Origin of the sequence: Saccharopolyspora sp. NFXS83, assembly GCF_026241095.1 — a bacterium.
In the GTDB taxonomy this organism is placed as follows: Bacteria; Actinomycetota; Actinomycetes; order Mycobacteriales; family Pseudonocardiaceae; genus Saccharopolyspora_C.
Window position 1 is genome coordinate 111,006 of record NZ_JAPFGB010000002.1, and the last position, 25,005, is coordinate 136,010.

Sequence of the window (25,005 nt, forward strand, 5' to 3'; positions counted from 1 at the left end):
GTGAGCTTCCGGTGGTGGCTCACGCCGCCTCGCAGCGCGTACGGGCCACCGGGCGCGAGCGCCACCAGCGCGGTCGCCGCCGCTCGGGGCTCGTCGCCGCCATCGCGGTCGGCCAGCACTACCCGCCAGTTCGGGAGCTCCTGGGCCAGCGACAAGGTGAGCCCGTGCAGCCCGGCGGTGAACGGGCTGCGCACGACGCGGCCCGGCACCGCGCACACGTCCTCGGTCACCACGGTCAGCCGCAGGTTCCGCCCCGACGCGCCGCGCGCGAGCAGGATCTTCACCAAGCGGAACAGCGCGAGCACTCCCCTGCGCTGGGCGGTTTCGAGCGAGTCCAGGTCATCCGCGCGCGCGTCGACCGAACCGGACAGCACGAAGATCTCCGCCGGAATCGGGCGCTCACCCGCGGTGTCCACGTCGTCCGGATCGATCTCCACGACGGGCCGGCCCAGTTCCGCCGCCACAGCGGCGGCCAGCGGAGCCGCTTCCGGCCCGCGCAGCACCCACACCTCGCCCGTGGTGGGCGCCGGTCGGGTCATCGCGGGAAGCGCCGTCCACGTCGGGACGTACATCAGGTCGTCCAACGGCACTTCGTCCGCGACGGCTTCTGCGACGGCCCCGCGCGGGGCGCGGTCCGTTCCCGGGGCGGGGCGCAGCGCGAGGTCGCGCACGCGCGCCAGCACCCGTCCGCCGTCGTCGGACAGCACGACGTCGTAGCGGTCCGGACCCGCCGTCCGCACGTGGGCGTAGCAGTGCTCGGTCACCGGCAGCAGCAGCTCGACGGAGGCGACCGCGAACGGCGCCATCGCCGGGCCCGAGGTGCGGTCCCGCAGCACGCCCAACGCGTGCAGGGCGCTGTCGAGCGCGCTCGGGTGCAGGGCGCAGCCCTCGAACCGCTTCGCCGCCGCGGGCACCACGATCCGCACGAGGGCTTCGCCGTCACCGGAGGCGATCCACTCCGCGCCGCGCAGCGACGGCCCGTACACGAGTCCGTTCGCCGCCAGATCGGCGTAGAGGGCGGCGCCCTCGTGCCGGTCCGGGCAGCGGCGCCGCACCTCATCCAGGTCCACGACTTCCCCCGCCACCGGACCGGCGGAGTCGATCGATCCCCGTGCGAGCACGTCGCCGGACTCGTCGCACAGCTCGAACACGATCCGCTCGTCCTCGCGCAGCAGGCGCAACCGCACCTCGCGGTCGGCGTCGGTGACGACCACCGGCCGCAGCCACCGCACTTCTCGCAGCCGAGGAGATTCGAGCCCGGCCTCGCCCGCAGCGGCCAGCGCCATCTCCAGCACCGCTGCCCCGGGCAGCAGCCGGACCTCACCGACGCGGTGATCACCGATCAGCGGGTGCTCGGGCCCGAACGTGCTGCGGTAGGTCAGCCCGCCGAGGCTCGCGGCCGGATCGATGCGATCGAGCAGCGGGTGCGGTGCCGACTCGGCCGAGGGACGAGGGCGCCACATCTCCGGGGTGATCCAGCACCGCATCCGCTCGAACGGGTAGCCGGGCAGCGGCACCCGACGGCGATCGGCGGACCCCGGTCCGGTCCAGTCCACGGCCGCGCCCCCGGCCCAGGCCAGCGCGCGGGCCGCGAGGTCACCACCGTCGGCGTGCGGCCGACGCGCCCGGCCCCGGGCCGTGCCCTGCCACACCCCCTCGCCCGATCCCGCCCGCAACCGTTCCACCAGCTCCGCGACCGAGGACGCGAGCACCACCATCCGGTCCGCGCACTCCTCCCGGCCCACGGCGAGGGTGTGCGCGATGTCGGCCAGCCCCGCCGCGTCCTCCGGCGGGTGGTCCGCGAGGTGATCGGCCAACTCGGCGGCGAGCACGCCCAGCCGTTCCGGAGTCTTCGCCGACAGCGGGAACAACCACGGCCCGGTCGCCGAGCGGGCGGCGGGCACCGCCCGGTGCTCCTCGATGATGAGGTGGGCGTTGGCTCCGCCCGCGCCGAACGAGCTGATGCCCGCCCGCAGCGGAAGGTCGTCCCTGCGCAGCCAAGGCGCCGGCTCCCGCTGCACCACGAACGGGGCGTCGCTCCAGTCGATGTTCGGGTTGAGCGGCTCCGCGTGGATCGACGGCACGAGCTCGCCGTGGCGCATCTGCAACAGCACCTTGCACAGCCCCGCCATGCCGGACGCGGACTCCAGGTGTCCGATGTTCGACTTGACCGAGCCGATCGGCAGCCCGCCCGCCGGCAGCTCGGCGGAGCCGAAGGCCCTGCTCAGACCGCGGATCTCGACCGGGTCGCCGAGCGCGGTCCCGGTGCCGTGCGCCTCCAGGTAGCCGAGGGTGCCCGGGTCGATGCCCGACTCCCGCAGCGCTCGGCCGATCAGGTCTCCTTGCGCCACGGGGCTGGGCACCGTGAACCCGTTGGTGCGACCGCCGTGGTTGACGCCGCTGCTGAGGATGAGACCGTGCACGTGGTCGCCGTCGCGCATCGCCGCGCTCAGCGGTTTGAGCAGCACCGCCCCGACGCCCTCACCGGGCACGTACCCGTCGCCGCCTTCCCCGAAGCTTCGGCAACGGCCGTCGCTGGAGGTGAAACCGCCCTGCCCGAGGAACCGGTACTTGTACGGGTGCACGTGCAGGTTGACCCCGCCCGCGAGCGCGACCTCGGCATCACCGCAGCGCAGATCGCGGACCGCGAGGTGGATCGCGCTCAAGGCCGACGAGCACATGGTGTCCACGGCCAGGCTCGGCCCGGTCAGCCCGAGCGTGTAGGACACCCGGTTCGAGATGGCGGCGTAGGAGGAGGCGGCGATCCGTCCGTCGTCGCCCTCGTAGAGCTGGTACAGCGTGTACATCGCGCCGACGTAGACCCCGGTCCGGCCGGACCGCAGGTCGGTGCGGGTGTAGCCCGCGTTCTCCACCGCGTGCCACGCGGTTTGCAGGAACAGCCGCTCCTGCGGATCGATGATCTCGGCTTCGCGGGGCGAGATGCCGAAGAACAGCGGATCGAACTCGTCGATGCCGTCTAGGAAACCGCCCCACCTGCTGTAGGCGGCGGCCCGGTCCGCTTCGGTGGCGTCGTCGTAGTCGCGCCAGTCCCAGCGATCCGCCGGGATCTCGGTGATCAGGTCCCGGCCCGCGCGCAGATCCGCCCAGAAGCCGTCCAGCCCCGGCGAGCCGGGGAAGCGGGCCGCGACCCCGATGATGGCGATGGGTTCGTCCGCACCGTCGGGAGATTCGCGTTGCGAGCTCGGACCGCGGGTTCCGCCGTCGCGGTCTTCCGGCTCACTCCGGTGCTCGCGCTCGTCGCGGCCGAGCTGGCCGTCCTGATCCGAACGGGGGGCCTGCTCGGCCCGGGTTTCGCCGTGCTCGCCGGAAACCCGCTGTTCGCGCCTGTCGTGGAGCGCGGCAGGAGTGCGGGAATCGCCCGCGCCGTCCGGAGATGCGCAAGCGTGGTCGGCGAGCAACTCCGCCAGCCGGGAGGCGTGCCGGTCCAGGAAGTAGCCGGTCAGCGATTCCAAGTCCTGGTACTCGAAGAACAGCGTCTTCGGCAGCGAGCCGAAGTGCTCTTCCAGCCGCCGGGTCAAGTCCATGATCAGCAACGAATCGATGCCGTAGAGCTCGAACGCCGCGTCCGCCTCGATCTCCTCCGAGGCCAGTTCGAACACGCCTGCCAGCACACCGCGCAGCAAGTCCTCGGCCGCGGCCCGCAGCTCACCGGCCTCGACCGCCACGGCGGTCTGCGGCGTGGGATCCGGCGCAGGCACGCGAGCACCGGTTTCCAGCACTTCCCGGATTCGGCCCGGATCGCCGTAGGCGACCAGCAGGTGGTCGCCCTCGTGCGCGAAGGCGCCGTCGAACGCGGCCAGCGCCGCACCGGTGGGCATCGGGCGGAGCCCGGCCTGCCGCGCCATCCGTTGCTGCGCGGCGCCGTCGGCATCCACCCGGATGCCGCCTTCGGCCCACAGCGACCACAGCAGCGACAGGCTCCGGCCCGGTTGCCCGCGGTCGCCTCGCCATCGCGCGAAGGCATCGAGGAACCGGTTCGCGTAGGCGTAGTCGCTTTGGCCGGGCGTGCCCGCCGCACCGGACATCGAGGAGAACGTCACGAAGAAGTCGAGCGGGTCGTCCGCGGTGGCGCGGTCCAGCTCGATGGCGCCGCGCACCTTCGCGCCCAGCACGTCGGCGATCTCCGCATCGGTCTTGCGCACCAGGAACGAGTCGCGGGTCGTGCCCGCCAAGTGCAGAACGCCGTGCAGCGGGCCGAATTCGCGATGCACGCGCTCGACCAGCCCCGCGGCGGCACCCGGCTTTCCCAGGTCGGCGGGGAAGTGGTGCACCCGCGCTCCCCGCTCGCGCAACACCGCCAGGTCCGCCGGTTCGGATCGTCCGCTGATGACGAACCGGCCCCGGTCGCCCAGGTGCGCCAGCAGCAGCCGGCCGATGGCGCCGCCACCGCCGGTGATCAGGTAGGTGCCGTCCGCCCGCACCGGCGGTTCGGCGGCGCTCTCCGCGACCGGTTCCCAGCTCGGCACCTCGCGGCGGTGCCCGGTGTAGCGGACCTGGAACTCGTGGTCGCCGTCGGCTTCGGCCGCCAGCAGCGGACCGAGCGCGTCCGCGCCCTCGGCGGTGATCACGCTGAGCAGGAAACCGGGCTGTTCCTGGACGATCGTGCGCGCGAGCCCGTCGAGCGCGGTGTGGCGGGCGTCGTCGACGTCGCCGGAGGGCCGGTGCACGTACAGCACCCGGACCGGCCGCCGGTCGGATTCGCGCGCCCACGCCCGGAAGAAGCCGAGCACGTCGCGGAACGGGTCCGAGCCAGGCTCGGCGTCGCCGTCCCACACCACCAGCAACGGCTCCGCCCCGGAGCCCGCGTCGATCGGGTCACCCGGCAGCAGGCTGCGGAACGCGCCTTGCCCGAGCGCGGTGGGGCGCACGGCTTCGGCGAGCCGGGAACCCACCACGACGACCTCGGCAGGGCGACGACCGGCGGGGACCGCCTGTTCCGCGCGCCACCGCTCGGTCAGCAGCGCGGTGCGCGCCTCCTGCTCGCCGAGCGCGGCCGAGCCCGCCACGCTGCGGGTGACCGCGCCGCGCATCCGCACCACGACCCGGCCGTCCTCGTCGAGCAGTGCGATGTCGTGGCCGCCCTGGCTGTCGCCGAGCGCGAGCGCGTGCACGTGGCCGCGTTCGGGAAGCGCGCCGAACCACTCCAGCGCGCTCAACGAGAACGGCAGGCTCCGGTCGGTGATGCTGCTCGGGTCTTCCGCCGTCCACAACGCCGCCTGCAACATCGCGTCGAGCAGCGACGGGTGCAGGGTGAAGTCGCCGAACGGCACGTCGGCGGCGTCGGGAACCTCCACTCGCGCCAGCGCCTCGCCCTGCCGGTGCCGCACCGAACGCAAGGCGCGCAGGCTGGGCCCGTAACCGCCGCCGAGGCGGGTGAACTCCGCGTAGCACTCCACGCCGCCGGTGCTGCGCTCGCAGCGGTCCCGGATCTCGGCCAGGTCCACCGGTTCCGGCGCTTCGGCCTGGTCGAAGCACAACGTCCCCGCGGAGCACAGCGCACCGTCAGCCGTGCCGTCGTCCTGGCGCAGCTCGTAGGACAGGCCGCCCGGCACCGGGGAGTACCGCAGTCCGATCGCGACCGGCTCGTCGGAGACCACCACCGGACGCGCCCACATGACGTGCGTGATCGCCGAGGCACGGCCGTGGCCCGCTTCGGCCGCTCCGGCGACGGCGAACTCCAGGGCCGCCACGGCGGGCAGGATCTTGTGCTCGCCCAGCGCGTGATCGCGCAGGTAGAACTCGCGGCCGGTCAGCACTCGAACGCCCTCGCCCCCGGTCTCGGCGGGCGGGTCGATCCAGTACGACCGGTACACCGGCGGTGGTGCGGGCAGGGAGAGCCGAGCCGGTGGTGTGCCACCGCGGTGGGGCGCGTCCCAGTCCACCGCTGCGCCCTCGACCCAGAGCCGCGCGAGGTCATCCGGTTCGACCGCGCCAGGGTCCAGCTGGATTCCCGCCCCTCCGTCGGCCCGTCCCCGCACCACGCCGTCGCCGGTGCGCAGCCGCTCGCCGAGTTCGCCGATCGAGCTCACGACGAGCGCCATCCGGTGCGGCAGCGGGTCCCTGCCCACCTGCAACGTGCGGGCGACCCTGGCGAGCTCGCCCGTAGGCGCGTCCGCGTGCTCGCCGGCCCATTCCCGCACGCTCTGCGCGTACCGGTCGAGCTGGTCGGCTCCACCGGCGGAGAGCACCACCACCTGCCGGGGCCGCGATCCGTTCGGCGTGGTCATCTCGTGGTCCCCTTTTCTCGCGGCGCCGCTTCCAGCACCACGTGCACGTTGCTGCCGCCCATGCCGAAGGAGCTGACCCCGGCCCGCAGCGGTGTTCCCCCGGCATGCCACGGTTCGGTCCGCTCGTGCAGCCGGAACGGGCTGCCGATGAGGTCGAGCATCGGATTCGGGCGGAGCGTCCCGACCAGTCCGGGCAAGGTTCGGTGCCGCATCGCCAGCACGACCTTGACGACCCCGGCCACGCCCGCCGCCGACTCCAGGTGCCCGATGTTCGTCTTGACCGACCCGAGTCCGGTCCGCCCGCCCTGCACAGGCAGGTGCCACTCGGCGTAGAGCCGGGAGAACGCGTCCTTGAGCCCGTCGATCTCGATCGGGTCGCCGAGCGGTGTGCCGGTGCCGTGCGCCTCCAGGTAGCCGATCGAGTCGGGCGGGACCGCCGCCGCCCGGTGCGCCGCCGCCACCACCTCCGCCTGCGCGCGCGGATTGGGCACCGTCAGCGAATGGGTGTGGCCGCCGTGGTTCTCCGCCGATCCGATCAGCACCGCGTGCACGGGATCGCCGTCGGCGACGGCCCGGTCGAGGCGCTTGAGCATCAGCAGCACGACTCCTTCGCCACGCCCGTACCCGTCGGCGCGCTCGTCGAAGGTCTTGCACCGCCCGTCCGGGCTGAGCATCCCGGCGCGGCGCAGGCCCGCGAATCCGTACGGCGCCAGCAGCAGGTTCGCTCCGCCCGCCAGCGCGGTGTCGCACTCCCCCGATTGCAGCGCCCGCACGGCCCGGTGCAGCGCGACCAGCGAACTGGAGCACGCGGTGTCGTAGGTGGCGCTGGGACCGTTGAGGTCGAACACGTAGGAGATCCGGTTGGCCGCGATGGACGCCACGTTGCCGAGCAGGAAGTGGTCGCCCATGTTCGCCGGGTCGTGCCCGACGAGACTCAGGTAGTCCTCGCCGCTCAACCCGACGAACACTCCGGTGCGGCTGCCCGCCATGCTCGCCGGGGCGCAGCCGGCGTCCAGCATCGCTTCATGCGCCGCGTGCAGCAGCAACCGGTGCTGCGGATCCATCTGCGCCGCTTCGCGGCGGGAGATGCGGAACAGCCCGGCGTCGAAGGCGTCCACGTCCCGCACGAACGCGCCGCGGAACCGGTCCGCGCCATCGCCGTTCGCGCCGAACAACCGCTCGGAGAACCCGCGGCCCACGGGGTAGGGGCGGACCAGGTCACGACCGGCTTCCAGGTGCGACCAGAACTCCTCCAGCGAATCCGATTCCGGCAGCCTGCCGCCGATCCCGACGATGGCGACCGGCTCGTAGCCGCGCGGGGCGGGTTCCGGTTCGGAGATCACCGCGGCGGAGGCGGCACCGAAGACCTCGGGGAACGTCGCGGTCAGGTGCGCGGCAATGTCGTGCAGCGTCGGATGCGCGTAGAACGCGGTCGGCGGCACCGAGACCCCGAACTGGTCGCGCAGCGCACTGCCGAGCCGGGTGAACCGGATCGAATCGAAACCGGCCTCGCCCAGCGGCCGGTCCAGCGGGACGAGGTCGAGCGCCGTCCCGGCGACCTCGGCCGCCAGCCGCCGCAAGCGCTCGCACAGGTCGGGCTGGGCACGAACGGCCGCCGGAGCCGGGAGCGAACCGGCGGACCCGGTGGCGTCGACGTCCAGCTCCGCGAGCGCGAGCAGGTCCACCTTGGCGTTGGGCGTCTTGGGGAACTCCGGCAACAGCACGGTGCGAGCCGGGATCATGTGATCCGGGAGCCGTTCGGCGAGCCGTTCCCGCAGTCGCGCACCCGGATCCGCGGTGGCCAGCACGAAGGCCACGAGCCGCCGGTGCCCGCTGGTGTCCTCGTCCAGGAGCACCCGGACGTCGTCGACGAGCCCGGTCCACAGGACGGCCGCTTCGACCTCGCCCAGCTCGATGCGGTAGCCGCGCAGCTTCACCTGCCGGTCGGCCCGGCCGAACAACCGGAGCGAGCCGTCGGACTCCCAGCGTCCCAGGTCCCCGGTGCGGAACAGCCGCTCCCCGGTGACGCCGTCGGTCGCGAAGCGCTCCGCGGTCAGCTCGGGGCGGTTGCGGTAGCCGGCGGCGACGCCCTGCCCACCGATGTGGAGCTCGCCCCGCGCCCCGAACGGAACCTCGGCGCCCGCCCCGTCCAGCAACCGGAAGGTCGTGTTCGCGATCGGAGCACCGACGGTCACCGGACCGTGCGCGCGCACTCGGGAGGCCGACGACCAGATGGTGGTCTCGGTCGGGCCGTACATGTTCCACACCTCGTCGGCCCGGCCCAGCAGCACGTCGGCGAGCTCGCGCGTCAACGCCTCGCCACCGCACAGCAGCTTGCCCGCTATCCGCCCGCGCCAGCCCGCCGCGAGCACCAGCTGCCACGTCGCGGGCGTCGCCTGGACGACGGTGGCCCCGGAGCTCTCCAGCAACTCCGCGAGTGCCACGCCGTCCTTGACCGCATCGGCCGGGGCGATGTGCACGGACCCGCCTGCGACCAGCGGCAGCAGCAGCTCCAGGCCGGAGATGTCGAAACCGGCGGTGGTGACGGCCAGCAGGTGATCGCCCTCGCCGAAACCGGGGCGCCGTTCCATCGCCACGAGCAGGTTGAGCAGGTTGCCGTGCGTGATCTCGACGCCCTTGGGCGTACCGGTGGAACCGGAGGTGTAGAGGACGTAGGCCGGTTCCCCGTCAACGTCGCGTCCCGCTCCGCCCGCGGCGCCGGTGGTCGCCGACGCCCCTGCCGCGCTCCGGACCTCGCCCGGTCGAGCGGAGTCCGGGTCCGGGCCCGCGCTCAGCGAGCCGTTCCCGTTGCCGCCACCGCCGGTAGCGCCGTCGTCGCGGCTGATCGCCTCGTCGACCAGCACCCGCACGCCCGGCGCACCCGCGGGCACGCGGTCGGCGGACGCGGTGTCCACGACGACGGCGGACAGTCCGGCGTCGCCGGTGATGAGTTCGATCCGAGCGGCGGGGAAGTTCGGGTCCAGCGGCACGTAGGCCGCTCCCGCGAGGTGCGTCGCCAGCATCGCCACGACCAGCTCGGCACGCCGGTCCAGCATCAACCCGACCAGATCTCCCGGCCGCACGCCGCGGGTGCGCAGGGTCGCGGCGCAGCGCCGAACCTGATCGGCCAGCTCGCCGTAGGTGAGCCGCTTGTCCGCGTCCACCAGCGCCGTCCGCCGCGGAGTGCGCTGCGCGCGCGACAGCACCAGGTCCGCGACCGTCACCCCGCGCGGCCGAGGGGTGGCCGTGTCGTTGGCGCGGTCCACCACCGCGCGCTCGGCCGGGGTCGCGAGTTCGAGCGAACCGAGCGACCGGCCGGGGTCGGCCGTCAGCGCCGTGAGCACCAGGCGGTAGTGCTCGGCGAGCCGTTCAGCGGTGGCCCGGTCGAAGAGGTCCGGGTCGTACTTCAAGTAGATCAGCGCGCCCGCCTCGCGCACCACGATCTCCACGACGAGGTCGTTCTCGCCCTGCTGGGTGAGCTCCATGGCGTCGTCGAACAGCGTCTGCCCCGCCGCCATGTCCTGATCGGCGCCGACGCCCTGCTGCATGTAGAAGCCGATGCCGAAACCGGTCGTCGGGTCGACATCGCGCCGCAGGTCGTCCACGACCGACGAGAACGGGTAGGTGCTGTGCTCCTCCGCATCGAGCATCGCCGCGTGCACCGCGTGGAAGAGCTCCTCGCCGGTGCGGCCCGGATCGCAGTCCACCCGGATCACCACCGGGTTGATCAGATAACCGATGGTGTTCTCGAAGCGGTGCCCTGGCCTGCCGTCGGTCGGGACGAGCACACCGATGTCGCGTTGCCCGCTGGTGCGGTGCAGCAACGTGGCGAAGGCGGCGTGCACGACGCTGAACGGGGTGAGCCCCGCCGCGCGCGCCGCGCCGAGCACCGCCGCCCACTCACCCTCGTCGAGCCGCAGCCGCACCAGCTCACCCCGGTGACCGCCGGGGTCTCCGGCGGCGCGAGGCCGGTCCACGAGCTCGTCGAGCACCGGGGCGCTGGAGCAGCCGGCCAGCCGCGAGCTCCAGTACTCGCGGTGCCGCTCGGCTTCGGCACCGGAGAGCATTTCCCGTTGCCAGCGCACGAAGTCGTCGTACTCGGTCGCGGGTTCCAGCGGCGGCGGTCCGCCGGAAGCCAACGACTCGTAGCAACCGACGATGTCGCGCAGCAGGAGGTGGCTGGAGATCCCGTCGGTGATCAGGTGGTGGAACACGAGCAACAGCAGCCGCCGCCCGCCGGGGGCGGTCACGAAGGCGATCCGGTGCAGCGGATCGTGCTCCAGGTCGAACGGCAGCTCCACCCGCGTCTGGACGCGGTCGGCGAATTCCCGCTCGGTGACGTGCGCCCAGTCCAGCCGGTCCACCACCAGTCCTCGGTCGGTGATCCGCTGCTGCGGGCCGTCGCGCCCGGCCCGCACCTGGATCCGCAAGCCGGGACGCCCGGCCACCACCGCGGCCAGCGCCCGTTCCAGCAGGTCCAGATCCACGCGGCCGGTGAGCCACAGTCCCAGCGGCAGGTTGTAGCCCGCGCTTCCGGGAGCGTTCTGCTGGATCGCCCACAGCGCGGCCTGCCCCCGGCTGAGCGGGTACGGATCCGGGTCGGGTTCGAGCAGTGGCGTGCGCTCCCGCCGCGCACCGGCCTGCGGGCACGGGGCGCCGTCCTGTTCGACCAGTCCCCGCAACAGCGGTCCGGCCACGTCCTCGGAGAGCGTGCCCGCGGCCACCGCCGCGAGCAGTTCCCGCAGCACCGCGGTCATCGGACGTCCTCCTGCTGCAGTTCGGCCAAGGCGTCGTCCACGCTGATCCGCCCGTCGCGCAAGCCCGCCAGCAACCGGCCGACCGCATCCGGGGGCGCCGCGGGTCCCGATGACCGGGCACCGCTCCCGCTCTCGTCCGGGGTCTCCGAACCCGGGGAAGTCGGGATACCGCTCGGAACGGCCGTCCCGAGGCCCGCCGGGGTGGGATCCGCCCCGTCCTCGGCACCGCCCCCGGTGGCCGCGCTCGAACCGCCGTGACGCGCCGGACCGGGAACACCGGCCGGGTCGAGCACCTCCGGGGCCGGCGGGCGCTGGGCGGATCGCAGCTGCGATCCGAACCGGGACTCCAGTTCCGCGGCGAGAGCGTTGATCGTGCGCCCGGTGGTGAACAGCCTCGCCGGGATGTCGATGCCGTACTCCGCGCCGAGCCGCCTGCTCAACCTCCGCATCCCGAGCGAGTCCACCCCGAACTCCGTCAGCACCCGGTCTTGGCGCAACCGGGCGGGGTCCAGGCCGAGGTGGCTTGCGAGCAACGCGGTGATGCGGGCCCGCACCCCGGCGAAGTCACCGGTCGGCGCGGGCTCCTCCCCCGGCGGCGCTGCTTCGGCGCGGGCTGCTTCGGCACGGGGCGGCGCGGACTCGGGCTGAGCGGCCCGGGTCGGTTCGGCCGCGGGTTCCTCGACCACCGGACGTACCGGCGGCGGCTGCGCGTCGCCGCCGCGGAACCGCTCGCCCGGAGTGATCCAGTAGCTCTCCTCCGCGAACGGGTACGTCGGCATCGGCACCCGTCGCGGCGCCTCCCCGGACCACAGCAGGTCCCAGTCCAGGTCGACGCCACCGGTCCACAGCACCGCGAGCTTGTCCAGCCTGCGCGCCGCGAACACGGCGCGCAGGTACGCGGCCCCCTCGGGTCCCTCCAGCAGCGCGGTCGCGGTGCTGTCGCGCTGCTCGGCGTCTCCGGTGACCACGCCGGGGACGTCGTCGCGACCGCCGAGCCATTCCGCCAGCGCGACGCGCAACCCGGGCAGGTCCGCCGCGACGGCCGCCAAGCGCTGCGGCATCGCGTCGCGCCCGGCTTGCGCGGTACGGCACAGCGTCGGCAGATCGAGGCCGTCCGGCGCGTCCCGGTCCAGCCACCGCACGATCCGCTCGGCGTAGGCGCGCAACCGCTGCGGGTCCTTCGCCGAGAGCACGAACACGTCGGGACCATCGCGGCGGACGGTGGGATCGTCGGGTGCCTCCTCGACGACCACGTGCGCGTTCACCCCGCCGAGCCCGAACGAGCTGACCCCGGCGATCCGGCGCTCTCCCCCGGAGCGGTGCCACGGCTCGGTGCCGCGCAGGATCCGCAGCGGGCTGCCGTCCAGCCGGACGTGGGGGTTGATCTGATCGATGTGCAGGTTGCCCGGGAAGGTGCCGTGCCGCATCGCCAGCAGCACCTTGAGCAGTCCGGTGATCCCCGCACCCGCCTCCAAGTGGCCCGCGTTGCTCTTCACGGCGCCCAGCGCGATGTGCTGTTCGGCCACGTCCGCGCCCCGGTCTCGGTAGAGCGTCGCGAACGCGGACTTCAACCCCTCCACCTCCACCGGGTCGCCGAGCGAGGTGCCGGTGCCGTGCGTCTCGACGTAGCCCACCCGGCGCGGATCCACCCCGGAGCGCCGGTGCGCCCGCACGACGCAGGCGGCTTGCGCGTCCGGGTTCGGCGCGGTCAGCGAGTTGGTCCGGCCGCCGTGGTTGATCGCGCTGCCCCGGATCACGCCGTGGATGACGTCGCCGTCGGCGACCGCCGCGGACATCCGTTTGAGCAGCACGATCCCGACGCCCTCAGCGCGGGCGATGCCGTTGGCACCCGCGTCGAAGGTCCGGCAGCGGCCGTCGGGGCTGAGCATGTCGGCGCGGCTCATGTCCACGAACAGGGTCGGCGAAGCGATGACGTTCACCCCGCCCGCGAACGCGAGATCGCAGTCTCCGTGCCGGATCGACTCGGCCGCCCGGTGCAGCGCCACCAGCGAGGACGAGCACGCGGTGTCGACGGTCTCGCTCGGGCCGTGCAGGTCCAGCAGGTACGAGACCCGGTTGGACAGCATCGCGTGCGCCCGGCCGACGGTGTTGTAGCCGTCCAGCGGCGCCTCGAACGCGTGCTGGACCTCGAAGTAGTCGTAGGTGCCGCAACCGAGGAACACGCCGGTGTCGGTGCCGGACAGCGCGGACGGCCGGATGGCCGCGTCCTCGATCGCGCTCCAGACCGCTTGCAGCACCAATCGGTGCTGCGGGTCCATGGCAGCGGCCTCCTTCGGCGAGATGCCGAAGAACAACGGGTCGAACAGGTCGACGCGCGGCAGGAAACCGCCCCACTTCGCCCAGGTGCGGAACTCGCCCGATTCCGGGTCCCCGTAGAGGCTCCGCCATGCCCAGCGGTCGGCGGGAATCTCGGTGATCAGGTCGTCCCCGGCGACGAGGTGCGCCCAGAACTCGGCGAGGTCGGCGGAGCCCGGCAGCATCCCGGCCATGCCGACGACGGCGACGGCGTCCCCGTGCTCGTCGGTGCACTCCTGAGCGGTCCCGGCCACGCCAGGTGTCTCCCGTCGCGACCGCTCACTTCCGTTCTCGTCGACGGGTGGGGACTTCCGGACTCCCTCCGGGGCGGCGGACGGCTCGGGCCGCCGGAATTCGCCGTAGTGCCGTGCGAGCGCGGCGACGTGGTCCCGGACGAGCTTGTCGGCGAGGTCGGCCGTGGTGGCGATTCCGAAGAAGAAGGCGGGAGTCAGGTCGAGCTCGAACGCCACGTTGACCCGGTTGCTCAGCTGCGTGTAGGTGATCGAGTCGAAGCCGAACAGCCGCAGCTCGGTCTCCAACCCCAGCTCCGCCGGACCGAGGCCGGCGACCGAGCACACCAGTCCGTGCAAGTCCGCTCGCAACGCGGGCACCCACTCGGCGGGTGCGGCGCCAGGCACCTCGTCGGCGTTGTCCGCGCCCGGCGGGACGTCAGGAACTCCGGCCGCCCGCACCGGATCCCGCACGCCCAGGGTCGACAAGAACCGCTCGCTACCGGAGACCACTGCCACCTGCACCTCCTGTTGTCCGATCAGGCGGCTGAGCGCCGCGATGCCCGCCGCCGGCGGGATGGGGTGCACGCCGGCTCGGGCCAGCCGCGCGGCGTGCTCGACCGCCAGGCCCGAACCGGCCCACGCACCCCAGTTCACGACGTGGACGGGGAAGGGCAGCGCGGTCTGGAGGGCGTGGGCGCAGGCGTCCTGGAACGCCGACGCCGCCGCGTAGGAGCTCTGCCCCGGATTGCCGAGGAAGGACTGCACGGACGAGAACAGCACCAGGAAGTCCAGGTCGAGATCCGCGACCGCGTCCGCCAGCGCCACCGTCGTGCGCGTCTTCGCGAGACCCGCGGCGACGGCGCGCTCGTCGAGCTCGGCCAGCGCACCGTCGCGCAGTTCGTTCGCCGCGTGCACGACGCCGTGCAACCGGCCTGCGCGGGCCGCGAACTCATCGATCGCGGTCCGCAACCCGACCGGGTCGACCGCGTCGGCGCGGACGTACCGCACGTGTTCGCCGGTCGGGTCCCACGCGGCGATCCGGGAACGTCGGGCCGCGTCCGGTTCGGATCGGCCGATCAGGCACACCTTCGCGCCGTGCTCGCGCACCAAGTGCTCGGCCAGGTCCAGTCCGATGTCCCCTGCTCCACCGACGATCAGATACGCGCCACCAGCGCGGAAGGCGGTCCCGTCACCGGTGAGTGCGAGCGGGTGCAGCTCCTGCTCCCACCACTGGCCGTCGCGCCGCGCGAACTCGCCGGACGCCAAGGCGCCTAGTTCGCTGGCGGCGCCGTCGGGGTCGTCGAACACCTCGGCGCGAGCCAGGTCGGCCGTGGTGACGTGCCACCGCTCGCACTCCCGCCGAACCGATTTGAGCAGACCCCGCAGCGACGCCGACCAAGGCGCGAGCACCGGGCCGATCGGGAGCGCGTCGGCGGTCACGACGGTGAGCGCCAGCTCGCCCGCACCCGCCGGGCGGCGGACCAGGTGCCGGATTAGGCGGAACAGCGCCAGCACCCCGGTCCGCTCGTGCCGGGCGAGCTGCGTCGCCGCCCCGGCGGGGGTCGCGAAGCAATCCTCGTCGAGATCCGGGAGGAAGAGCACCGACGCCGGTGCGGGCAGGCCGGTCAGGGTCTCTTCGTCGAGCTCGTCCGGTCGCAGCCGGATGACCCGGTCCGATCCGCACCGGGCCGTGACGGCACCGGCCAGGGGTTCGGCGTCGGCCCCGGCGACGAGCCACACCGCTCCGGCGTCCGGCGCTCGACGCGGCGGGTCGCACGGCACCCACCTCGGCACGTGGGTGCGGACCTCGGGAACGGCGTGCTCGCCGGCGTCCCCTGCCGCCCGGCTGAGCGCGGCGGGAACGTCGGGATCGCTGCCGACGTCGGCGGAATCCGCTCCTCGATCGCGTCCGAGGTCCCCCTCGGTGAACCAGCACCGCCGGCGTTCGAACGGGTAGGTGGGCAACGGCACCAGGTGCCCGCCCGTCCGCTCGGCGGACCACTCCACTGCGGTTCCCCCGACCCAGGAGCGGGCCCTCCGGTGCGCGGGGTCGTCCTGCGCGGTGCCGCCCGGGCCGACCAGGTCGGGGTGTGCCTCCCCCGCGGTGACGGCTGCGAGCGCCCCGAGCAGTCGCTCCCGGTCCGGTGCGACGACGGCCAGCCGGTGTTCCATGGCGTCGCGGCCGACCTGCAACGTGCGGGCCACGTCGACGAGCTCGGCCTCGCGGTGGGCGATCAGGTGGTCGCGCAGGTTCGCGGCCTGCCGCAGCAGCGCCTGCGGGGTCCGGGCCGACAGCGGGAAGATCCACGGCCCGGACGAGCCGTCCGCGGTCGCGGGCTCTCCTGCCTCCTCCAGCACGACGTGCGCGTTGACGCCGCCATAGCCGAACGAGCTCACCCCGGCTCGTCTGGGCGCGCCCGCGCGCGGCCACGGTGCCGCCTCCCGGACCAGGTGGAACGGGGTCCCCTCCAAGCGCAGGTGCGGGTTGGGCCGTTCCAGGTGTCCCAGCGGTGGCAGCACTCCGTGCCGCATCGCCAGCAGCACCTTGAGCACACCGGCCACTCCGGCGGCAGACTCCAGGTGCCCGATGTCGGCTTTGAGCGCCCCGAGCCCGCAGTGCGGCTGCACCGGTGCTCCGCCCGCGCGCTCGTGCAACTCGCGGAAGGCGTTGACCAGGCCGTTGATCTCGATCGGGTCGCCCAGCTCGGTACCGGTGCCGTGGGTTTCGACGTAGCCGACGGTCGCCGGGTCGATCCCGGCGCACTCGTGCGCCCGCACGATCATCGCGGCCTGCGCCGCGGGATTCGGCGCGGTCAGCGAGCGAGCCCGGCCGCCGTGGTTGACCGCGCTGCCGCGCAGCCAGCCGCGCACCCGGTGCCGGTCCGCCTCAGCGCGCCGCCGGGTCGTCAGCACCACGACGCCCACCCCTTCGCCCCGGACGAAACCGTCCGCGGCGGCGTCGAAAGCGCGGGATCGGCCGGTGGGGCTGAGCATTCCGGTGCTGCTGAGCAACGCGTGGTCGTGCGGCGAGAGCAGCAGGTTCACCCCGCCGACCACGGCCACCTCGCATTCCCCCGCCCGGATCGACTGGGCGGCGCGGTGCAGCGCGACGAGCGAGCTGGAGCAGCCGGTGTTCACCGGTTCGCTCGGGCCGTGCAGGTCTAGCAGGTAGGAGATGCGGTTCACCAGGATGGAGTGGGTGTTCGACGTGGCGGCGTACGAGTCGACCTCGGCTCCGGCAGCACGTTGCAGGTGCTCGTAGTCGTGCGAACCGGCGCCGAGGAACACCCCGGTGTCGCTGCCCGCGAGCCCGCCGGGGGCGATGCCCGCGTCCTCCAGCGCGGACCAGGTCGTTTGCAGGACGAGCCGGTGCTGCGGGTCCATCGCGGCGGCTTCCCTCGGGGAGATGCCGAAGAACAGCGGGTCGAACAGGTCGACCCCGTCGACGAACCCACCCCAGCGGGCGTGCACGCCGGGGCCTTGCGCGCGCCAGTCCCAGCGGTCCGGCGGCACCTCGCTGATCAGGTCGTCGCCGCTGACCAAGTGGCGCCAGAAGTCGTCGAGGTCGCGACTGCCGGGCAGGGTTCCCGCGACGCCCACGATGGCCAGCGCGGCGGAGTCGTCCGACTGCCGCGGTCCTTCGGATTCCCGTTGCGCCGACGCCGGTTCCCCCGTCCTCGATGCGACGGGTTCCGGTGCGCCCGACGCAGGTGCGTCCTGCGCCGACTCGTCCGGGCCGGCAGCGACAGGACGGTCCGCGGCGAGCCGGTCGATCAGCGCGCGCAACGTGGCCGTCTCGTAGAACAGCGCCGGGGTGACGTCGAAACCGTGCTCCTCGTTGAGCTTCGTCGCCAGCAAGCTGTAGCTGACGGAGTCGAAGCCGTAGTCGCCGATGGGACGGTCCACGTCCAAGTCCTCGGCGGGGATCGCCGAGGTTCGGGCGACCAGCTCCAGGACCTCCGCGCCGAAACCCGCCACGCCGGAGGTTCCGCGCCGCTGCGGCCCCCGCTCCTCCTCCGGATCCGGAGCCGCTTCGTCCGCGCGCGCCTCGATCACGTGCTGGAAGTTGCGGTCGGTCCCCTCGGGGATTCCCCGGACGTCGGCGTAGCCGAGCCCGGTGAGCACGGAGTTCCACCCGCCCAGGTCCAGCAGCGGCGACCCCGGCAGCCGCAGCTCGGCGTCGTCGTGCGTCCACCAACCGTCGAACAGGCCGTAGACCGCGGTCGCCTGCGCGGTGACCGCCGTCAGCTCGTTGAGCAGCAGCAGACCGCCGGGCCGCAGCACCACGCGCAGGTGCCGCAGGGCTCTGCGCAGGTCGCGGGTGGCGTGCAGCACGTTCGCGCCCACGACGACGTCGAACCGGCCCGCGGGAAACCCTTGTGCGGTGAGATCGGTGTCCAGGTCGAGCCGCCGGAACTCGCAGAACGGGTGACGGTCCCCGTACTCGCGCCTGCCGTGCTCCAGGAACGCGACCGACAGATCCGTGTACCAGTACTCGACGTGCTCGCCGTGCGGGTGCAGCGCGCGCAGCAGGCCGTCCGACGTGCCGCCGGTTCCCGAACCGACCTCCAGCACGCGGATCGGCCGGCCCGGCGGCGACGCGAGCAACCGCTCGACGTGGCGCAGCACGCGGGCGGCCAGCAGTTCGTTGTAGACGTCGCTGACCGGGTTGTCCTTGTAGATCCCCGCCATCAGCGACGTACCCGAGCTCGGGAACAGCAGGTCGGTGGCGAGCAGGTCGCCGCGCAGCAGTTCCGGATAGCGGGCCAGGCAGTGCGCCAGCAACCGGACGAACACCGCCCCACCCGGGTGCCGTTCGGCCAGCGCGGCGAACCGAGTGCCGTGGTCGGTGGCGCGGGCCGCGGCCAGCGCGTGCGGCTCCGGCCGATGCGCGCCGTCGTGCTCGCTGACGAGCCCCGCCTCGCCCAGCAGCGCGAGGACCTCGTGCACCAGCCGCTCGTAGCGGGACGTGGTGCCGATCCGGCGCACGATCGCCGCCGCCGGTGCGCCACCGTCGTCCCACGCCCCCATGCCGTCCAGCACCTGGAGCAACCGGCTCGCCGCGACCTCGGTCATCTCGCGGTCGAGTTCGTGGAACTCCGCGAGCGTGCGCTGCTGGTCCGGAGTGAGGTTCCCGGCCGCGGGGCCGTCCATGACTCCCAGCCGTTCCAGCATCGCCCGCGTCCCCGGCACCGCGACGAGCTGGGGTTGCGCGCCGCGCAGGCTGCGCAGGACCGTCCGCCACCCCTCGTCCGGGGAGATCGAGCGGAAACCCGCCGAGACCAGCCGGGCGCGTTCTTCGGCGCCGGAGGCCGACCCGACCGTGCCCCACAGGCCCCAGTCGATGACGCGGACCCGGAACGGGAGCGTGCCGTCGAGAGCGTGCGCGTAGGCATCCAGGAACGCCGAACCGGCGGCGTAGTTCGCCAACCCGGCGTCGCCGAGCAGGGACTGCGCGGACGAGAACAGCAGCAGGAAGTCCACCGGCCGATCCCGCAGCACGTCGATCAGCGCGGCGGCGACACCGGACTTCGCCGCGAGGCTCGCCACCAGTTCCGGCTCGTCGAGGTTGCGCACCAAGCGGTCATGCCTGGACAGGGCCGCGTGGACCACACCGGTGAGCGGCCCCCACTCTGCGCACACCTCGTCCAGCGCCGCCCGGAGGCGGACCGGGTCGGTGGCGTCGGCCTGGACGTAGCGCAGCCCGGTTCGGCCGCGGTCCAGCGCGGCCAGCCGCGCTTCCCGCTCCTCGCCCAGGCCGCTCCGGCCGATCAGTGCGACCTTGCCGCCGCGGTCGAGCAGGAAGCGGGCGATCTCCATCCCGATTCCGCCCGCACCGCCCACCACGACGTACGCACCCCCGGCCCGGACCGGGTCCGTTCCGCCGACTTCCTCGGGCGGCGCGCTCCGCAGCACCGCGCGGTGGCGCACGCCCGCGCGGACCGCCGCGCGCACCCCGCGCTCGGCCGGTTCGGCGACGATGCGAGCGGCGGATTCGGCGGGGGTGGCCGCGGATTCCAGGTCGAGGACCGGAACGGACCAGCTCGGATGCTCGTGCTCCAGCACCCGGGCGAATCCGGCCAAACCCGCCGGATACGGGTTGCGGGCGGGCACCCCCGCCACCGGCCACACGTCGGTCGTGACGACCCGCCACTCCAGGCCGGGAACGTCGATCCACTGCCGCGCGAACCGGTGCAGCGCCAGCACACCGCTCTCCTCGGCGTGCCGGACGCGCTGAACCTCGGTGGCGTCCCGGACCGGGGAGGTGACCCCGCCCAGGAAGTAGATCGTGCGCGGCACGCCGAGTTCGGCCGCGAAGTCCGGGCCCCGCGGGTCGAATTCCCAATGCCCGGCGGATTTCCGGCGGGTGCGGTCACCGAGCTCGGCGAACCTCACCTCGTCGTCCCGGTGGTGCGCGGCCAGCTCTCCGGCCACCTCCGTCGACCGCGCGGTGTGGATGATCAAGACGGGGCCGCGCGGAACCGGCGCGGCAGCGGCGGGCTTCGGTTCCCAGACCGCGATGTGGTGCGGGAATCCCGCGGCACGATCGAGCTGCTCGGCGCGATCTGATCGCTCGTCCCGCCGCGGACCCGCACCTGTCGGCCGGTCCTCGGTGATCTCTGCTCCGGCGGCCCGTCCGCGCTCGTCCGGGCGCACGCTCGCCGCCGCCACCGCATTTCGGCCCGGGTCCGTCGACGTCGTCGGCTCGGGTGCCACCTGCTCGTCGGTGCTCACCTGCTCGTCCGCGGTCACCCAGCACCGCATCCGGGTGAAGGGGTAGAGCGGCAACGCGACCCGGCGGCGATCTCCCCGGCGCGACCGACGCCAATCCGGCACGGCGCCCGCGACCCACGCCTGAGCCATCCCACCGGGGTCCCCGGCGGCCGAAGCGCGGTCGGCGGCGGTCTGATCGGGCTCGGCACCCGGCCGGACCGTGCCCCGGTGGGTGCGTCCGTCGAGGTTCCCGTCGAGGAAGTTGCCCAGCGACATCCGCAGTTCCGCCGGCGTCCCGACGACGAAGGCCAGCCGCTCGCCCATCGCCTCGCGCCCGCGCTGGCTCGTGTACGCGACGTCGGACAACGACGGCGGCCGACCACCCGCCGAGATCCGGTGCCGAGGCGCACTCGCCGACTCCCGGGCACGATCCACCGCAGCGAACTGCTCGGCCAGTTCCGCGACGGTCGATCGGACGTCCAGCAGCGCCCCTGTCCGGGCCGGGACGCGCTCGGCCAGCGCGCCTTCCAGGGTTCGCAGATCCGCCGCGTCCAATCCCAGTTCGTCCAACCCGGCTTCAGGGTCGAGCGCACCGCCGGTCAGACCGAAGAGTCCGGACAGCAGCTCCGAGAGCTCCTCGACCGCGTCGGCGCGCGGCGGAGCGTCGAAGGCGTCGAAGTACCGCTGCGCCAACGCGCGGAGGTTCTCCGGCTTGCGAGCCGACAGCAGCACTACCTGGTTCCCCGGCTCGTCCGCAGCGGGCTCGGGGGCCCGGAATTCCTCGATGACGAGATGCGCGTTGCTGCCACCCGCGCCGAAAGCACTCACGCCCGCCCGCAACGGCTGCCCGCCGCGTCGCCGCCACGGTTCGGCCACGCGCTGCACCCGGAACGGCGACGAGTCCCAGTCGATCTCGGGATTGGCCGGATCGGCGTGCAGCGACGGCGCGAGCGTCCGGTGGCGCAGTTGCAGCAGGACCTTGGTGAGCCCGGCGATCCCGGCGGCCGATTCGAGGTGGCCGATGGCCGATTTGACGGAACCGATCGGGCACGTCCCCGGTGCCGCCGAACCGAACGCCTGGCTCAGCGCGGACAGCTCGATCGGGTCGCCGAGCGCGGTCCCCGTGCCGTGCGCTTCCAGATAGTCGATCGACTCCGGTGCCAGGCCCGATTCCTGCCATGCCCGGCGCACCAGGTCTGCTTGGGCAGCGGGATTGGGGGCGAAGAACCCGCTCGCCCTTCCGCCGTGGTTGACCTGGCTGCCCCGGATCACCGCGTGCACCCGATCGCCGTCGGCCAGCGCCCTCGACAGCGGTTTGAGCAGCACGGCGCCGACACCCTCACCGGGAACGTAGCCGTCACCGCCCGCCCCGAAGCTGCGGCAGCGCCCGTCTGAGGAGACGAACCCGACCTGGCTCAGGTGCAGGTACTTGTAGGGGTGCACCGCGACGTTCACGCCGCCCGCCAGCGCCAGTTCGCAGTCACCGGCCCGCAGGCTCTGGCAGGCGAGGTGGATCGCCGTGAGCGACGACGAGCACATGGTGTCCAGCGCCAGGCTCGGGCCGTGCAGGTCCAGGAAGTACGACACCCGGTTGGCCACCGACGAGGAGAACGAGGTCGGCAGCACCGGCACGCGCCCCGGCTGGTCCGCGCCCAGCATCTGGTACTGGTTGAACATCACGCCTACGAACACCCCGACGGCCCGCCCGGCCAGCTCGGATCGGCTCACGCCGGCGTCTTCCAAGGTGTGCCAACTGGTTTCCAGGAACAGGCGTTCCTGCGGGTCCATGCCCGCGGCCTCCAGCGGCGTGATCCGGAAGAACTGCGGATCGAATTTGTCCACATCTGACAGGAAGCCGCCCCAGCGGCTCGTCGAACGGCCGGGTTTGCGCTCGGAATCGTAGAAACCGGCCAGCGGCCACCGCTCCGGCGGAATCTCGGACACGCAGTCCCGGCCCGCGATCAGGTTCTCCCAGAACCCGTCGACGCCGTCCGATTCCGGGTAGCGCCCCGCGAGTCCGATGATCGCGATGTCGTCCCGCGCCGCGGGGGCCGAGTGCTCGGCGACGCTCGGCGCGAGTCCCAGCGCGCCCGGCACGCGATCCCGATCGCCGTGCAGCACGACGAGCTCGGCTCCTCGGTGCCCGACCGCCCTGGTGAAGAGATCCACGCCCGTCCTGGTCGGCAACGGCACCTGCCCCTGCGACCGGAACAGCTCCTGCGCCGCGGGATCCGTGCGCATCCCTCCGTCGGCCCACAACGGCCACGCCACCGACAACATCCCGCGCTGCCGGGCGTAGGCGTCGAGGAAACCGTTGGCCGCCGCGTAGTCGATCTGCCCCACGTTCCCCGCCACACCCGTCACCGAGGACAGCAGCGCGAAGAAGTCCAGCTGCTCGTCCCGCGTCGCCTCGTCCAGCACGACCGCGCCGCGCACCTTGGGCGCCAGCACCTGCCGCAGGGAATCACCGGATTTCGCGGGAAGCAGCCCGTCCCGCAGCACACCGGCCGCGTGCACGACGCCGTTGATCGGGCCGAAACGCGCTCGTGCCTCGGCGACGACCCGCCGCACGTCCCGCTCGTCGGTGACGTCGGCGCGCACGAAGTGGACTCGCGCGCCGAGTTCGGTCAGCTCGGCCCGCACCTGCTCGCTCGGCTCGGTGCGGCCGAAGAGCACGAGCCGGGCTCGCGCGGTCGCGGCCAGCCCGGCGGCCAGGGCACGGCCGATGCCACCGGCACCACCGCTGATCAGGTAGACCCCTCCGTCGCGCACCTGGGGTTCGCCCAGCGTGACCTCCGCGTACCGGCGCACGAACCGACCGCCGTCGTCGTGGCGCACCCACGGCTCGCCGTGCGCGGCGAGTTCGCCGAGCAGGCGCTCGGCGTCGGGGAGCCGATGGCACTCGATCGCGGTCAGGGTCACCCTTGGTTGCTCCAGCCGGACGGTGCGCGCCATTCCCGCCACGGCCGCGGCCACCAGCGGCCCCGAGACGTGCACGACGGACGAGTGCTCCCGGCCCGGCCGAGCAGACAAGGCCTGCACCAGTGCGAGCACCTCGGCGCAGGCCCGCTCGACGGCTTCGGCGACGTCGGGGGTCTCCTGCGGGCCGAGGTGCAGCACACCGCTCGGCGCGAGCCCCTGCCCCGCCAGCTCGGCGAGCAGTCGTCTCAGGTCATCAGCCGAGTCGGGTCGAATCTCGTACTCGTGCGCGGAGACCTCGCGGAACGCGTCGCCGGGCCGAGCCACGACGGCCGGACAGGCGAGCCCTTCGACGAAGTCCCGCCGAGCTCCCACCACCAGCAGCGTTCCCGTCCACTGCGGACGTTCCGGCTCCGCTCGCTCCCACCGCCCCTGCAGCACGAACGCCGCACCGGACAGCGAGCTTCCGCCACCCTCGCCGGGTTCGGCGGACCCTCCGGGCCGCGCGGGCCGGAACGGCACGTCCGCGACGTCCGCGGCCCCCGTTCCGATGTGCCCGGGTCCGTGACCGCGCAGCGCGGGGTCCGGCATCGCGGTCCCGGGGAGCACGTCCAGCAGGTACTCGGACACGTCGCCCGGCGTCGGGTACTCGAACAGCAACGTCGGGTACAGGTCGATGTGCCACCGGGCCTCCATCGCGCGGACCAGCGCCAGCAGCTGCGCCGACTCCAGGCCCAGGTCGTAGAAGCCGCGTTCGGGGTCGACGTCGAGTTCCGGGTCCTCCGCCACGTCCCGGACGACCGCGGCGACCTCCCGGCGGACCGCGGCGAGATCCGCTCCCGCGGCTCGGACGGGTTCGTCCGACGAGGTGAGCGGCGCGTCCCCGGGACCGGCGATCTCCGGCAGCGCGGGCGAGGCGCCCTCCGCCTCGGACCGGGCGGTGCCGGACTCCGCGAGGCTCGCAAGGCGGGTGATCGAGGCGCGCGTCCGCACCCGTTTCAACGACAGCCCCGTGAACAGCGCGGCCTGCCGCCCGTCCGGCCGGTGCAGGGCGAGGTCCGCCCGGAAGACGTCGTCGCCGCGAGCGGGGATGACGCGCAGGTCCACCAGGCACCGGTCGCCGAGCGGACCCCACGCCCGGAACGACTCGATGTGCAGCGGGATCAGCGGCCGGGTTTCCCAGGGCTCGCCGTCGAAGGCGAGCGCGTAGGCCTGCATCGTCGACCCGTCCAGCAGCGCCGGGTGCAGCAGGAAGTCCTCGACCCCCGCCGCGGCTTCCGAGCCGAGCGCGATGTCGGCCAGCAACCCGCCCGGATCCTCGCGCAGCACGCCGTGGCACCTCATGAACTCGCGATGCTCGATCTCGGCGGCACGGCCACGCGCGTACACCTGCTCGACGTCGATCACCTCACCGTCGGGCCGCTCGCCGAGCACCCGGTCCACCGGCGGCGCGTCGTAGTGCAGCCACGCCTCCAGGTGCCGAGTCCACTCCTCGTCGAGCGGCGCGCCGTGGGAGAGCACCCGGCTGCGCGCCACCACCCGGTGCCCGGTGCCGTCCGGGAGGAGTTCGACGTGCAGTTCCCGGTCGAACCCGTCGCCGATCACCGCGGGTTCGACGAACAGCACGTCGCGCAGTTCGGTGCGTTCCAGCGGGAAGTCGTGCTCCGCCAGGGTCCGGTGGACCAGGTCCAGGAACGTCACTCCCGGAAGGGTGCGCACCCCGTGCACCCGGTGGTCGTCGACCAGCGGGTTGTCCCCGGTCAGCAGCACCGTGCAGGTGATCGTCCGGTGCGATGACATGTCTTCTCCCCAGCTCGC

The 25,005-nt window shown here is 73.4% G+C and carries 3 protein-coding genes (1 of these 3 cut by a window edge); all 3 read right to left on the reverse strand.

Annotation, left to right across the window (positions count from 1 at the left end; translation table 11 throughout):
* Tightly spaced (each overlapping or abutting the next), the 3 genes in view from OOZ19_RS02885 to OOZ19_RS02895 form a layout consistent with a single transcriptional unit that may run on beyond the window.
* Positions 1-6,248 carry the 5' end (the start) of an SDR family NAD(P)-dependent oxidoreductase gene (locus OOZ19_RS02885; RefSeq protein WP_266087915.1) on the reverse strand. 13,879 nt of this gene lie to the left of the window's left edge, so the window shows 6,248 of its 20,127 coding nt (coding positions 1-6,248); the start codon lies at positions 6,246-6,248; its stop codon lies off the left edge, out of view.
* On the reverse strand, positions 6,245-11,005 hold the full coding sequence (locus OOZ19_RS02890; protein WP_266087917.1) for a non-ribosomal peptide synthetase: 4,761 nt from the start codon (positions 11,003-11,005) through the stop codon (positions 6,245-6,247). The genes OOZ19_RS02885 and OOZ19_RS02890 overlap by 4 nt, the downstream gene beginning before the upstream one ends.
* Entirely contained in the window at positions 11,002-24,987 is a 13,986-nt protein-coding gene (locus OOZ19_RS02895) for an SDR family NAD(P)-dependent oxidoreductase (protein ID WP_266087919.1), read from the reverse strand. The genes OOZ19_RS02890 and OOZ19_RS02895 overlap by 4 nt, the downstream gene beginning before the upstream one ends.
* Between the last annotated feature and the right edge of the window lie 18 nt (positions 24,988-25,005).

What these genes read in the sequence shown, in the direction of transcription:
- OOZ19_RS02890 (WP_266087917.1), bottom strand. Translation starts at nt 11,005, where the DNA reads ATGACCGCGGTGCTGCGGGAACTGCTCGCGGCGGTGGCCGCGGGCACG.
- OOZ19_RS02895 (WP_266087919.1), bottom strand. Translation starts at nt 24,987, where the DNA reads ATGTCATCGCACCGGACGATCACCTGCACGGTGCTGCTGACCGGGGAC.